The 14,527-nt window shown below is 40.9% G+C and carries 14 protein-coding genes and 1 pseudogene; 5 read left to right on the top strand and 10 right to left on the bottom strand.

Annotated features, from left to right (window positions below; translation table 11 throughout):
• Window positions 1–80 precede the first annotated feature (80 nt).
• Window positions 81–512, bottom strand: a complete 432-nt coding sequence (locus AAEM60_RS03890; RefSeq protein ID WP_341357446.1) for a GNAT family N-acetyltransferase — start codon at window positions 510–512, stop codon at window positions 81–83.
• A gap of 458 nt (window positions 513–970) precedes the next feature.
• Between AAEM60_RS03890 and AAEM60_RS03885 the strand changes: the two genes are divergently transcribed.
• Together AAEM60_RS03885 and AAEM60_RS03880 are read left to right on the top strand one after the other, a co-directional pair.
• On the top strand, window positions 971–1,804 hold the full coding sequence (locus tag AAEM60_RS03885) for a YitT family protein (RefSeq protein ID WP_299741938.1): 834 nt from the start codon (window positions 971–973) through the stop codon (window positions 1,802–1,804).
• Between the two features lie 197 nt (window positions 1,805–2,001).
• Window positions 2,002–2,358, top strand: coding sequence for a hypothetical protein (locus AAEM60_RS03880; protein WP_341357445.1), 357 nt, complete (start codon window positions 2,002–2,004; stop codon window positions 2,356–2,358).
• A gap of 107 nt (window positions 2,359–2,465) precedes the next feature.
• Here AAEM60_RS03880 and AAEM60_RS03875 read toward each other — a convergent pair whose 3' ends face one another.
• Window positions 2,466–3,224: an MBL fold metallo-hydrolase gene (locus AAEM60_RS03875; protein ID WP_299742671.1), complete on the bottom strand. Its 759-nt coding sequence runs from the start codon at window positions 3,222–3,224 to the stop codon at window positions 2,466–2,468.
• 117 nt (window positions 3,225–3,341) lie between these two features.
• On the opposite strand from AAEM60_RS03875, the gene AAEM60_RS03870 reads away from it, so the two are divergent.
• The 3 genes and pseudogenes from AAEM60_RS03870 (at window position 3,342) to AAEM60_RS03860 (ending at window position 5,183) form a co-directional block, all read left to right on the top strand.
• Window positions 3,342–3,755, top strand: coding sequence for an Lrp/AsnC family transcriptional regulator (locus AAEM60_RS03870; protein ID WP_299741932.1), 414 nt, complete (start codon window positions 3,342–3,344; stop codon window positions 3,753–3,755).
• 32 nt (window positions 3,756–3,787) lie between these two features.
• Window positions 3,788–3,965 (top strand): annotated as a pseudogene (locus AAEM60_RS03865) (YitT family protein); the annotation flags it as partial.
• Window positions 3,966–4,157: 192 nt separating this feature from the next.
• On the top strand, window positions 4,158–5,183 hold the full coding sequence (locus AAEM60_RS03860) for a DUF3231 family protein (RefSeq protein ID WP_299741930.1): 1,026 nt from the start codon (window positions 4,158–4,160) through the stop codon (window positions 5,181–5,183).
• A 694-nt stretch (window positions 5,184–5,877) separates the two neighbouring features.
• Here the strand turns inward: AAEM60_RS03860 and AAEM60_RS03855 are convergent.
• The 8 genes from AAEM60_RS03855 to AAEM60_RS03820 form a co-directional block, all read right to left on the bottom strand.
• Window positions 5,878–7,041 carry a Ger(x)C family spore germination protein gene (locus AAEM60_RS03855; protein WP_341357444.1) on the bottom strand — a complete coding sequence of 388 codons (1,164 nt, stop codon included), beginning with the start codon at window positions 7,039–7,041 and terminating at the stop codon, window positions 5,878–5,880.
• Window positions 7,038–8,129 (bottom strand): GerAB/ArcD/ProY family transporter, encoded by a 1,092-nt coding sequence (locus tag AAEM60_RS03850; RefSeq protein WP_299741925.1) that lies wholly within the window; start codon window positions 8,127–8,129, stop codon window positions 7,038–7,040. The genes AAEM60_RS03855 and AAEM60_RS03850 overlap by 4 nt, the downstream gene beginning before the upstream one ends.
• Window positions 8,130–8,164: 35 nt before the next feature.
• On the bottom strand, window positions 8,165–9,766 hold the full coding sequence (locus tag AAEM60_RS03845; protein WP_341357443.1) for a spore germination protein: 1,602 nt from the start codon (window positions 9,764–9,766) through the stop codon (window positions 8,165–8,167).
• 226 nt (window positions 9,767–9,992) lie between these two features.
• Window positions 9,993–11,024, bottom strand: coding sequence for a cyanophycinase (locus tag AAEM60_RS03840; protein WP_341357442.1), 1,032 nt, complete (start codon window positions 11,022–11,024; stop codon window positions 9,993–9,995).
• A gap of 320 nt (window positions 11,025–11,344) precedes the next feature.
• On the bottom strand, window positions 11,345–11,950 hold the full coding sequence (locus AAEM60_RS03835; RefSeq protein ID WP_341357441.1) for an FMN-binding negative transcriptional regulator: 606 nt from the start codon (window positions 11,948–11,950) through the stop codon (window positions 11,345–11,347).
• Between the two features lie 19 nt (window positions 11,951–11,969).
• Complete coding sequence (locus AAEM60_RS03830; RefSeq protein WP_299741916.1) at window positions 11,970–12,386, bottom strand: RidA family protein; 417 nt, start codon at window positions 12,384–12,386, stop codon at window positions 11,970–11,972.
• 46 nt (window positions 12,387–12,432) lie between these two features.
• Window positions 12,433–12,954, bottom strand: coding sequence for a DinB family protein (locus AAEM60_RS03825; protein WP_299741913.1), 522 nt, complete (start codon window positions 12,952–12,954; stop codon window positions 12,433–12,435).
• A 212-nt stretch (window positions 12,955–13,166) separates the two neighbouring features.
• Entirely contained in the window at window positions 13,167–14,348 is a 1,182-nt protein-coding gene (locus AAEM60_RS03820) for a permease (protein ID WP_341357440.1), read from the bottom strand.
• Between the last annotated feature and the right edge of the window lie 179 nt (window positions 14,349–14,527).

The raw sequence follows: 14,527 nt of genomic DNA, 5'->3' as shown, positions 1-14,527 counted from the left end.
TTTCAAAGCCGAGCAGCCTACTCAAGAAAAATTTTAAACAAAAAAGAAGCTCATACTTATTCCGGATAAGCCCACGTTAATTAAATAAGGGACTTTGTAAATCCTGTGCTTTTCGCTGCATATCCCATATTTTCATAAAATTGGTGTGCTTTTTTTCGCTCTGTACGATTTCCACTATTTAGCGCAATTCCATCAGCGCCTAGGTTTTTTGCAAATATTTCCGCTTCAGTTAATAAAAGTCTTCCTATCCCTTTACCTCTATAATTGGAATCCACTACAAAGGCAATTACTCTAGCGTATATCCCATCAGTGTTATAAAGAACAACAGTATGAAATCCAACCATTCCTACAACTTTTCCTTCACAACTAGCGACTAGAGTATAGTGGTTTTGAGTGGCTTCAATATTTTTATACCTAACACTCATTTGTTCTATTGAGGTCTTATAACCAAGTTGTTCCATTAGTGATGCTAATTCATTTATATCATTTGAATTTGCTTTTCTAATCTCCATTAAATAACTCCCTTTGAACATTGATTAGTAATATATTCAATAATATTTAAAGGAAGTCCTTCTTCCATTAAACTGCCCGTTAATGGAATATCCATTATTTACAATTGTATCACACAATGCCTCACCAAAGGCTCATTTCCGCAAGAAATTGACAAGTCCTTTAGCACCCTAATTAGCACCCATTTTTTTTGCTGTACAATAATTATTGTACGCTTGTTAATTAAGGTGTTATTTGAAGTGCTAATTCACCCCCGAATTTGATGAAAACATTGATATAACAATAAATAAAGCAGGTCTAATCCGTATGCGAATTAGCCTGCTATTTATAGTGCTATTTGCTATTTTCTCTCCCTGAACGGAACCCCTTATGAAAATCGTACGGTGTTTGAATATTTTTTTCCATAAAAATCCCCCGTGTGATATAGTATCCTAGTATTCAACTGGAACGGGGTGATGAAATGAATTCAACAACGAAAGAAATCACACTGATCATTATTGGCTCCTTATTCTTTGCCCTCGGGGTGAACTTGTTCGCCATCCCGAATGAGCTTGGGGAAGGCGGCGTGACCGGTATTTCCATGACTCTCTATTATGTATTGGGATGGTCTCCCGGCATCACCAACTTCGTCATGAACGGAGTCCTCTTAGCGATCGGTTATAAAGTGTTAAATAAACGCGTGACATGGTACACCATGCTTGCCATTTTCTTTACCTCCCTCTTCATTCACTTTACGGAAGGCATGGGGAACTCCGTCGACATCATGCTCGGGACGGTCTTCGCCGGTGTATTCATCGGTCTCGGACTTGGACTTGTGCTGCGTTCAGGAGGGACCACGGGTGGATCCACCATCATTGCCCGCATGCTGAATCAGCATTTCGGATGGGCTGTCAGTACGTCGATGTTCGTGTTCGATATCCTTGTCGTCCTCGGTTCGGCGTTTGTCATAGGGATCGAGAACACGATGTACACGGGAATATCCATCTATATCAGTACGAAGATCCTCGATTACCTGATTGATGGTTTCGATACACGTAAGGCGGTCACGATCATTTCCGAGCATACCGTCTCCATCGCTGAGAAAGTGAGCGAAGAAATGGACCGTGGCGTGACCATCATTAATGCAAAAGGCCACTATTCGAAGGAATCGAAGGATATCCTGTACGTAGTGATCAATAAGCAGGAGCTCTTCCTCTTAAAGAAGACGATCCAGCAAATTGATGAGAAAGCCTTTGTTGTGGTCCATGATGTGAGGGATGTGTTTGGGGAAGGATTTACGTTTCCGAAGACGTAAGAAGTTGTGTCTGGCCCGTGGCGGTTGCCGCGGGCTTAGTTTACTTGGTCCAGCTCACGCAGGGATTGTATTCTTACTCTTTAAATCGGAGGAAACGACACTATTATCGTTCATGTAGGTGTTTTCCCTTTACTTGGATAAGAGGTAAAAAGAATGATGGTTTCATATAGGCATAAATAAGGAAAAAAGGTGATTGAATGCTGCCAAGTACCATCCGATTAAAAGGATTCACAAGAGAAAATAGACATGAAATGATTGATTATGCCGTTAGCAGCATATCAAGATGTACAGGTTGGGTGACCAATCATACGATGTATTCAAATAAAATGATTGTGATCAGTTTTGAAATAGAAGCTAGAGGAATAAGGGAGTTAGTGCATTCACTTAATCAAAACGGGCTGAACCTCTTCGAAGAGAGCAACGAAATCATGAATCAATTCCCCGAAATTAGTGTAAAGGCTCATGAAGACAAAGAAATAAAGGGTTCCATCAATCTAACCTTTATCAATGACGAGCCAAGTACTAGAAATCATATTCCTGCTATTCCGGGATAATGGTCTTACTCATTTCTGCTCCTTCATTCCAATGGGGATAAAAAAGAGCAGCATACTTAAGGGATGGTTCCCAATCTTGGGTCCTCTCCCTTAAGCTTTTCCGACTTCTAAACTACAATCCACTCTCCATCATCCGGTACAAGGACGTTTCCTTCTATTTTCTTCTCCTTAAGAATTCCAGCCAGTTCATCTCTTGACAACATACAATGATTCAGGGATTCCATGTGTACGACAATGACTTTTGCTTCGGGGGCTGCCTGATGTGCAGCTAGAATATCTTCACTTGCCATTGTAATCGGACCGCCTTCCAGGAAATGTGCTGCACCTCCATTCACGATGATCACTTCGGGTTGATGAGTGTCGATCGCTGCTTCGACCTCAGCACACCAGACCGAATCACCTGCGATGTATAGGCTTTGTTTGTCAGGATGCTTAAAAACAACCCCTGACACTTCTCCTGTAAATTGGGTGATTTCACCCCTGCCATGTTGACCGCTCGTTTTTATGAGTTCGATCCCTTCAAACAAGGTCGTTGTTCTCAATTCTTCCACATTCAGAAAGCCTTTCTCCCGGATGGTTCCTGCATCCTTTTCGTTCTGTGCAAACACTTTTATTTCCTTAGGAAGAGCATTGATGGCCGCTTCATCGAAATGGTCGGGATGTAAGTGCGTCACAATGACCGCGTCAACGTCTATCACATCTTCAACTGCAATGGGAAGACCCACGAGCGGGTTGGCACGGTCTTGATTAGGTGTATTCGGGAATGGCGGCATGGATTCTTTTTCAGCGAAGAAAGGATCGATCAGAAATCTCTTTCCAGCGAACTCCACCACCATGGTCGCGTTTCGTATCAGTCGTAAATTCATCATTCTTTCCTCCTTCTATTGACTTCACCTATAGTATAAAATAGGGAGGATGACCGATACATAGAAGAAATCAAGTGTTTATCGGATTCGACTTGAATAGTGAAAGGATGGGTCGGGATGCTGGATGCCACGGATAAAAGGATTCTCGAAGAACTGTCCAAAAATGGACGGATCACCATGAAAGAGCTGGGAGCCAAAGTTCATTTGACAGGACAGGCGGCTTCCACCAGAGTATTGAAATTGGAAGAAGAAGGAATCATCGAAGGGTACACAATCAAGGTCAATGACCGGAAGACAGGTTATTCCGTTCATGCCTATATCAATATTTATACCAAAAGCCTTCATCATGAGCCGTACCTCACCTCTCTAGACAAGTTTCCTCAGTATGTCATCCATAACTATAAAATCAGCGGGGAAGGCTGCTACCTCCTTGAGTGCAAATTCCCCTCACACGATGAACTCGATGACTTCATCACCAGGTTGACGGAATATGCAAACTACAAACTATCCATTGTCATCAACAAACACTAAACACCCGCCAAAGGTCCGTCCCTCATCACGCTATTAATGGAAGGGGTCATTATTCAAATGAGTCAAAAGACATTTTGTATGTTGTCATTAATAAACAAGAGTTATTTCTCTTAAAGAAAAACGATCCAACAAATTGATGAGAAAGCATTTGTGGTTGTCCATGGTGTGAGGGATGTGTTTGGGGGAGGATTTACGATCACGAAGACATAAGAAATAGTGTCTGGCCCGTGGCGGTTGCCGCGGGCTAGTTTTGATTGTCACCACCTTATCCGTTCTATGAGCCGGTTTTCACTCTTTAGGAGCCGCTTTTCAACTTGGTCAGGGTCTGCAGTGAAATTAAATCAAATAATATGGTTTGTATATGTAAAGAATAGTAATAACCTTTCCCAACGGAGGATAACCATGTCAACAGACAAATCAATCAAATTAACTTCGGCTGAAATTGCCACCCTTTGGTCTGCTTATATGAACGACACCATGGCTCACTGCATCTTAGAATATTTTTATGTTCATGCAAAGGATCGAGAAATACGTCCGCTTGTTGGATATGCAAGAACCCTTACAAAAACACATATTGAGAAAATCACTCTTATTTTTAAAGATGAAGGGTTGCTCATACCTAATGGATTTGCTATTGAAAATGATGTTAATTTAAATGCACCTAGGTTATATACGGATGAATTTATGTTAACTTTTTTAGACCTTATGTCAAAATCAGGGTTAATTGCCTATGGCGGATTTATTTCAATGGTTTCTCGAAAAGACATAAGAGCTTATCTAATTGAACAATTACATGAGACAACAAAATTGTTTGACGCATGTACGGATGCCGCTCTTCTTAAAGGGCTATATGTTAAAGCACCTTATATTGCATATCCAACTAGAAACGATTTTGTCGACAATAAATCCTATTTATCTGGTTTTTCCTTTTTTAATAAGGAACGTCCTTTAAATGCTATTGAAATTTCATATTTATTTATGAACATTAAAACCAATGTACTTGGAACAAAGCTCGCAATAAGTTTTGCTCAAACCTCGCCTCGTCAGGATGTCCAAAAATGGATGTTGCGAGGAAGCGATATTGCAAAAAAGCATATTGAGATATTTTCAAAAAAATTATTGGATAATAATTTACAATCTCCTATGTCTTCAGACGTATCCATTACAAACGAGACGACTCCACCTTTTTCAGATAAGTTAACATTATTTCTTATGACTTTTTTAAGCGCCTCTGGGGTGGGTAATTATTCAACTGCAGCAGCTGCTAGTCAGAGAAATGATTTAGTTCTTATCTATGAAAGACTCTCATTGGAAATAGGACAATATGCAAAAGACGGTGCAGATATAATGATTAAGAATAAATGGTTGGAAGAACCACCAGGTACAATAGATAAAGACAAGTTGTCTAAATCCAAAGATCCTGAGTAGGGAATTATTAATCTTTTGCCCGGGCGACTATAAGTCCTTTCCTTTGACTTAAAGAGTCCATTCAAATAATTTTTCAGAATTTAAGAGAGGCTGGACAAAAGTGTATTAGTCTAAGTAAAACCCGAACAAATCTGTTTCCTGGAAGGTGGATTTGTTCGGGTTTATTATTTATTTCGATACATTGGATTTTAGCTGTTTCCAGCGGTTGATTGGAGTGCAAGACGAAGACTCCTGCGGGAAAAGTAGCTTATGTGAGACCCCTTAGCTGAGGAGGCTCACGGGCTACCCGTGGAAAGCGTAGTCTTGCACGGAAATCATTAGCGTATTAAGAAACTACACTTCTATTGTTATTCTTTACATCGTGGCACTTTAGTTTTGTCCCAGGCTCTTTCTGTTCACCAATGTAGTATTTAAAGGGATTACCTTATACTTGGTTCCATCCTTTTGAGATTTTCTTAATGGAATTCGTCTTAGAAAGGACAACCTTAACCTAATCCGATTGATAAATAACTTAACCAAGAATATCTTATTTCTTTCACAATACTTCCTCCTATTCCATCCATTAACCGTTGCATCTAAATTCCTTTCCCTATTCTGTACGGAACAGGGCCAGTTTCTCTTCAATAAAACTTTACATAGCATGGCATAGCTGCAATTTACGGTAGGAAATTCATTTTCATTTATAAAGCTTGTATTATTCACTTATATTCATATTCAACGAAGAAACTCCGACATCGACTTGATAATCGATGTTTGCTTGACTGAACATATGGTCCCAGTCCTCTTTATGAGTTTTCCAATAGTCCGGGTGTTGAATTCTAACGTATTCGTGAAAATCGATGACGTCCACTTTCAAGTCCTGTTGGATTTTCTCTAAGCTATTTTTTATTTGTTCTTTGATTTTTTCTTCTATTTGTCTTTCCAGATCCTTTATATTTTCTTTCTTTGTGAGTTCATCCGTTTCTGCGATCAGTTCAGATATGTGCCCGCTTACTTTAGTATCAACTTGAAAGGAAATTCGTCCATTCTCTAGTAGAGGTTTGACTTTGCTATTGACGGTTTCCAGCTCATACGTAATCGTTTTGTTGCTGCCTTCTTCCTTTATCTTTACGATTCCTCCCTCTGTTAAAGCTGTTAACCAATTAATCCCGACCAGTTCTTCTTCATTTAGAAATCCGATTTGAGTTAGTGTATCCCCTTTTATAACAGCTGCACCGGTGAGGATGACTTCGTTATTTTTCTTCTCAATATTTTGTAACAAGAAGCTAGATTTCGCCTCCATCGTTGCATTGATCTTGGATAAAGTCATGGGCTCGATCAGCTTATTCGATTTTTCAATATGGTCTGAAATATCCTTTATATGCACCGAAGGGATTTCATTCGTTTCCGTGTTCATGATGTCCCTGGACAGTCCATCCGTTACCATGATCAAGCAACTCATCCTTGCTTCGGGATCACGAATGAAGAAATCCAATAATTCTCTGATATTTCTTTTTTGGGCTATTGCACTGCTTAATACAACCAGTCTTTGATGTTGCCCGTTCAGAGTGTTTTTTCGTTTTAGTAACACTTCCCGTGCAGCCTCGAGTAATGATTCACCTGTTTCATTCACATTAACAAAAGGCTTAGCATTACCAGAATATGTGTTTGAGGATTGATTGCCTGATACATTCACAAGTTGAAAGGTCACATTCATTAAATCCTCTTCTGAATACTCATACTCATGACTATTCCCTTGCCCCTCATCGATCCCCACGCCCAATAGAAGGTCCAATTTTTCAATATCCTTAGAACTCCAACATCCTGTCAACAGTAGAACAGTGAGTAAGAGGATGAGAAGATATGCAATAGGCTTCAATTGAATTTCCCCCTTAAGAAAGAGAGCGCTAATAATAGGATTGGCAGGACACCAAATAAAACGATAGCAGCATTTCCAAGGTAATCTCCCAATGCGAATAATTGGTGGATATCATTCGGGACCATCGAGATGATCAATACGATGGGAAGAAAGATTAGCAGAAACACTTTTATGTCCTTATTAAATAATTGTGACATACCAAGAGAGGCAACATAAAGCGTGATGGAGATTGTAGCGAATATTTGTAGGATCCATACAATCAAAAACAACGAGTCAAAGCGTTCAAAAAAGATGCCTGGAAATTCAAACGAATTGATGAGAGAAATAGTCGGCCAAGCGAGATTACCCACCCCATCTATTGATAATGCACCTATGACTATAACGACTGTAACCAGGTAAAAAATCATCGGTAGTAACACTCCAATAAAGACAATCTTTCTCCCTTTCTTAGGTTCCGTTAAATAGGCCGATAAAATAATCATTAACTCAATCCCAATATAGGAAAGTGAAGTTGTCTTAACGCCTTTTAACACGGGGAGGATTCCATCTCCCATAACAGGGCGCAGATTATTGATTTCAAATAAACCTAAGCTCATGGTGGCAATTAAGATGAAAATGATGACGGTAAGGGGAAAAATCACCTGGAACACACGGGCAATGGAATTAATTCCATCCGTATTTAAGTAAAAGGCAAGCCAAAGAAATAATACAATTAATACTTGAATGGGAGTCCCCTCGAGTAGATAGGTTTCGGTTACTTCAGCCATAACCCTGACTTCAAAGCTGGTGAGTGTAAGGAAATAAAAAATCATCGTTACCCCAAGGATGATACTGATTACTTTCCCGACAATTTCTCTACTATATTGAAAAAAGGTTTTATCAGGATATCTGTTGTTAAGAATTAAAATGATCATCCCTGCCAGGATGGGAAAAATACTGCTGATGATAATCGTTATCCAGATATCGGGCGTTCCTACTTCAGCAGCTGCTGTCCTTGGCAGCGTTAATATTCCGACCCCAAGAACATAGTTAATGATGAGGATGATCGCTTGAGTAGGACTGATTCGTTCCTGTTGATTCATGTTCATTCATGACAAGTCCTTTCAATAAGTAAAGTCCATGACTAACCTTTTCTCATTTTGTCCCCAGGCTTCAGAATGTCGGGTCTCTTTTTCATTGATTGGATCGGCAATCTGATTAAAAAGTCTTTCCAATCACTAACTTGGTACGGTACCGCAGGACCGAGGAACGGGACTCCAAAGCTTTTTAACCGGACAAGGTGAATACAGAAAAAAAGGAAAAAGACGATGGCACCATAGAGTCCCAGAGTAGCAGCTAAAAACATGGCTATAAATCGTAAGATACGCAATGAAATACTTAACGTATATTGTGGGAGTGAAAAGGATGAGATGGCCGTTATAGCCACAACAATGACTGTAACCGGACTAACGATACCTGCTTGCACCGCAGCTTCTCCAATCACAAGACCCCCGACGATCCCAATCGTTTGGCCGATGGGTTTTGGCAAACGCAACCCTGCCTCCCTTAAGATTTCAATCGAAACTTCCATTAACAGAACTTCAATGAGAACAGGAAAGGGGACTCCTTCACGAGAGCCGATAATGGAAATGGCCAGATTCGTTGGAATCAATCCCTGATGGAAAGAGACAAAGGAAATATATAATGCGGGAGTGAAGACCGATATGAAAGCAGCCGTATATCGTAATAACCGAATCAATGAGCCGGGAATCCAGCGATCATAATAGTCTTCTGGTGATTGCAGATACATATTGATGGTCACTGGAGCAATCAAGACAAAAGGGGTACCATCCAGCAATATACCCACTCTCCCCTCAGACAATGCAGCAATCACCCGATCAGGTCGCTCCGTGCTTTGAATTTGCGGAAAGAGTGAGAAAGTACTCTCTTCCATAAATTCCTCAATATATCCAGATTCCGGTACATTATCGATGTGAACCGATTCAATCCTTTCCTTCACGTTCTGTAAGATGGTCTCATTGGCAATGCCCTCTATATAGGCGATGACCAGTTCCTTTTTAAATCGTTCCCCTACCTGGAAGCTAATGAACCTGAGATCCTTATTTACACCAGCTTTTCTTAGAATGGCTTGATTATCATTAATATTTTCATTAAAACCGGTTCTGGGACCTCTCACCACCTGCTCGGTTACCGGTTCTTCAATACTACGATCTTTTGATTCACTTGTTTTTAAAATGATTGCCTTAGGAGATTTCTCATGAAGCAATGCTGTTTCCCCTCTTAATATATAGGAGGTGATTGTATGTATATCCGTTTCCTCATGACATTCACTCACAGGAAGCATTTCTTTAAGTGAATATGGGATCCTCTCTTCATCTATCGTGTTGAACATAAGAGGTTCCAAAATATTATTATTAATAATGGCTGTGTCCACTAACCCTCTCGTGAAAATGATCGAAGCTCTTGAATCATTCATGGAAAATTCACGTGTTATGATATCATTATTTTCTCCCAGCACTTCATTGATCATCGATACATTCTCAGTTATATCGCTTGTCATCATAAGGGTTGATTCCATCTGTTTTGGCGAGCCGGGTTGATACAATGCACCAGTAAGGAAGGTCTTTATTTTCATAATGATAATGGGTACGATCAATGTAACCATTGCGTAGATGTATACATTGAAATCAGGAAGGAACCTTATCACCTTATTGAGAAAATCCACTAAACAACCCTCCTAAACAAGCTTGCTTTCACCTAGTTTCCCTTTCCATTCAAGAAATTATTCCCATACTGATGAGGCACATATTCGTTGCTGGAAAAGGTGGTGAATAAGGAACATCTCACTACAAGGAAAATGGGATAAAATGAAAAAAATCCCCCGATTTCGTCGGAGGACTATCAAAAAAAGCGATGAAACTATATATACCCTTTATAAACGCTCTATTCGATTACTTGCCGTATATATTTCCCGTCGTTGACGTCAATACACCATTCTGAGCACTTAATTTATATGGAACACCATTATTGCTCGACCAAGATGGGAAAGAGAAGGTGTCACCTGTTTCTAACTTGATCATTTCGATGTCTTTCATGGTCAATGGTGAGCTGTAGCCGCTCGTTGGTGCACTGGTTGAACGTGCTACGTATACAGCTGCATCCGTGCTTCCCGGTTGCGATACGACTCTTGCGGAACCGTCTGCTTCCACTAATAAAGCAGTCTGCTCGTTAACGGCTATCCCTTTTGCTTGTGTCGTCCAGCCGTCCATGATGTTACGGGCCATAAAGCCGACAAATCGCCCCATGCGGTCACGCTGTTCAAAATGGGTGTCCGTGATGGTACTTGTTAAGTACGAGTTATCCAAAAAGTTGCGTGTGAACGTCATGTACCGATTCCCTGGATTGCTTAATGCTTCGTCTGAGTAAACCGAACCGTTTTCCGCATCATACACGAACTGTCCTTGAATCGCGAGTCCTGCACTCGTACCACCTATTGGGACATCGTAAATTGAAATGAGATCATTCAATGTATCTTCCAGTGGGGTATTGATGATATAGTCTACATATAAAGACTGATCCCCACCGGCAAAGAATACAGCCTCTGCCCTGTATACTTTATCTAGTACAAAGGAATCGTACGCAGCATTCCGATTATTCAATACAATGGTTTCCACCGAGTCGAGGGGAACACCATTACTTGCGGCTAAGTCGTAAATATATTGATTATACCCATCATCACCAGAAGCACGCAGTACGACAAAGTCTCCACCGTTTGCCTTCTCTGCCATCCATAGCATTGCTTCGTCCACATCCGTCGAACCACCCATCAAGTTGATCCCATACGTTGTTGTACGACTAATGTTGGTCGTATCCCCATAGCCGTAATATGTATGGTCCCCACTTGCAGCCTCAGCAGGCGCATGAGCCGCCAATAATCCCACCGACAAACCAATCGTTGTTGCCATTTTCCAAAATTTCTTCATGTTTCTTGCACTCCCCGCATTTCATAATTTGCAGAGACGTATCAGATTGTCCCTGCACTCCATACAAATGCAAGTTTTATGCCAATTTTGAATATTGTTAATTTTCAGTATTATTAGAAGTTTATTTACTTTTTTAGTGGCTATTGGGTTATTTCTAATAAAACCATTTAACCCCTATAAACCCAATGAACCTTACATTCTATCAAATAGATGAATTAAGTCTTAAAACACAATTTCCTTATAATAATGAAGAGGATAATCAAAATAATCGGAGCAGAAACGCTGGCTAAGCCACACCATGTTACCAAAGCATTAACCTATCACTTTTTTAAATTCGCCTTCATCCAGGCTGCAATCTGTTGCTCATCCGTATGTGGAATTTGTTCAAGTTGATGGATCACCCGCTCCTGTCGTTGCAATGAATGATTTTGACTTAACTTCGCTTTTCCTTCTACCTTATTGATTTTCATTTTGAAACCTTGAACTCCCTTGCTCAAGCCAGCGAGATACTCAGCACCTGCATCCTGTAATCTGTATGGACTGTCAGGAGCTTCATACTCCATTACCATATCATGGAACGAATCCATCAACTCATTTTCGTCCTCCAGAAGCTCGACTTCTCCATACGCATGAACGGTCACGTAATTCCATGTCGGCACTGCTTTATTCGTCTCATACCAAGACGGAGAGATATAACAATGAGGACCATGGAAAACAGCCAGGACGGTTTGATTTTCAATATCTTTCCACTGAGGATTCGGACGGGCGAAGTGTCCGTATAAGTACTTCCCGTTTACTATTAACGGTATATGAGTGGCACACGGCAACCCATCGTGTTGAGAAAAAAGAGTGGCAAAACTATGTTCTTTCATGATTTCGTAAGCCACCGATTCATCTATGATCTTAAAATCTTTTGGAATATACATGATCCTATCCTCCTTTCAGCTATACATTTGTTCGTTTCTCAACTGCTGCTATCGCTTCTATTTCTACCAATTGATCTGTGTACCCAAGTACAGTCACTCCTGATAACGTACTCGGGACGTCATGATCCCCAAACTCTTTTCTTATCGCGTTCCAAGCCGTCACTAAATCAGACTGAATTAAAGAAGCTACAAGAACCCGGGTATATACGACGTCTTTCAAGGAGGCACCACTCTCCTTCAATACTTCCTTCATATTCTCCACACACAGTTTGGCTTGAAGTTCGTAATCATTGATATAAGGAACTTCCCCTTCTTTGTTAAGAGGACAAGCCCCTGCTAAAAACAGGAGATCCATGTCCGAAGGTACTCTTGAAGCGTATGCATAATCAACATTGGCTAAATGGGCTGATTGAATCATTGATACTTTTTTGTTCATGTTGTTCCCTCCATTTATTTTGATGAATCCGAAGACTCACTCATGTTTAAGAGTTCAATACCCCTAAATATTCCTTCCATGGCCCCACATCTTCCATATAACGATTGGAAAACACCCTTACAATTTGAGAAAGGTGGGTCAAATCATGGACTACCCAAGTGGAGATTAGTTCACGGGCACTAACCCTTCCGAAAGCAGGATGCATTCCCGTTGCATCAAGGGAATACCGAGCCGCTAACTCTTTTAACTCATTCACATTCGTTGCTCTCTGCGAAGCAAATTCCATGATCTTCTCCTCAAGACTTTTTGAAGCGCCCTCTTCTAAATGAGAAAAACGATCAAAAACAGGAAACACCGTACTTTCCCCCTCTTGAAAGATCATCTTCAATCTCGGAATCCAATTATGTTTCTCCCCTTCGATTAAATGCTCCACAACTCCAATGGCATTCCAGGTCCCTTCCCCTTCATCACACTCCAACCATCCTTTTGACAAACCGGTAAGGAAATATTCAAGGGTCTTTGGGGTTCTCTCCAAAACCTCGATTCCTTCATTTAATTCAAAGTTCATAAGCTTTCCCCCTCTATTCAATTTCTCAAGTGAAAATGTGAGGACATGCTGTTTCACCCTCCCCTTCTTCGCGGTTCCCATGATTAGGAGTGAATCCTATTAATCTCTTAAGGTAAGTTCGACGTGAGGGAATAAATCCCTTGTTCTATTCGGTAGGTATCCGACACAAAAAAATAGGCTGCCCGCTTATCAGGGCAACCTAACTGAACGAATCACACAAAATGCACCACAGTCCCAACCACTAAATATCCAATACAAATATACGTTACGATCGTCTTCACTTTCGAGTCACCTTCCATGTTCATCATCGAATGGTGATGACCGGATTTCATGAACAGTCGATTCAAATAGATGGACACCATCGCAACGATGGCAAATACGATGTTTAACCAAAACGTGTAATCGATTTGAAAGGGTGATTCATTCATCACTTGTTTGGCGTTTTCCGGGATCAATCCGATGACCGTAAACGCATAATGCATCCCCATCGCAGTCAGGATGATTGATAAATAGAAGATACCTGCAATGTATAATGCCGTTTTTAAGCCATAATACTTCTTGTGGACCGCCACAATCGGTGGCACGACCAAATCAGAATAGATGAATGCCATGATTCCTGCAAAGGCCACTCCACTGGAAGCGAGGATTGTGGCAATGGGGATATTCCCCATTGACCCGATAAAGGTGAGCATGGCAACGATCGGCCCGATCAGTGCATTTTCCAGCACCTTTAAAAATGAGTCCGGCTGATCGGCGAGGAAGAACATTTTCCAAGTATCTTCTGATATGAATGTTGCCATGATCCCCGCAATCGTAAATCCAATGGTAATCTCTTTCCACACCATTTGCCAATTCATCACAAATTCATGTCCGACCTGATACCAGCCCTCTTTGGTCTTGATTTTCTCTTTCCAGTTGAAGCCTTCTTCGTCTCCCTCATCGTCCTCCACATGATCCTTTGCTTCCTCCACCAGCTTCTTAGGATAGGTGGCTTTCACAAGAATCCAGGTAATAAAGATCAGAACGATGCCCCCGATCATCTCTGCAACCACAAATTGCCACCCTAGAAAGATATAAATAAGGATGCCTAATTCAATCACCAGGTTGGTAGAAGCAAATAGAAAGGCAAGGGTCGGAATAAAATGGGCCCCTTTTTTGAAAAGATTCCGCCCTGCTGCCAGGGCTGCAAAGGAACAGGAGGAACTGATCGCCCCGAATAGTGTGGATAACCCAACGGACTTCAAACTTGGATTTCCCATATACTTGACCATTTTATCCTTCTGTACAAAAGCCTGAATCATGGAGCTGATTAAGTATCCAAGTACGAATGCCCAACCGGATTTCCAGAAATACCCCAGTGAGGTCTTCGCAGATTCGCCAATCAATTCTAACAAATGACCATCTCCTTTTCTGTAATCGATATCTGCTATAGTTCATTGTTACCCACTAATTATGCAGAAACATTGCATTTTGCATGAAAAAGGGGATGTGATTCCCATCACGGTTGTTGTACATTACCACTAACTGTTTTTTGTAACACTTCAAATTCATAAAAAAATGCCTGACCCGTTGC

The sequence above is a fragment of the Rossellomorea sp. y25 genome (assembly GCF_038049935.1).
Classification (GTDB): Bacteria; Bacillota; Bacilli; order Bacillales; family Bacillaceae_B; genus Rossellomorea.
This window is presented reverse-complemented; position numbering and strand designations above follow the sequence as displayed.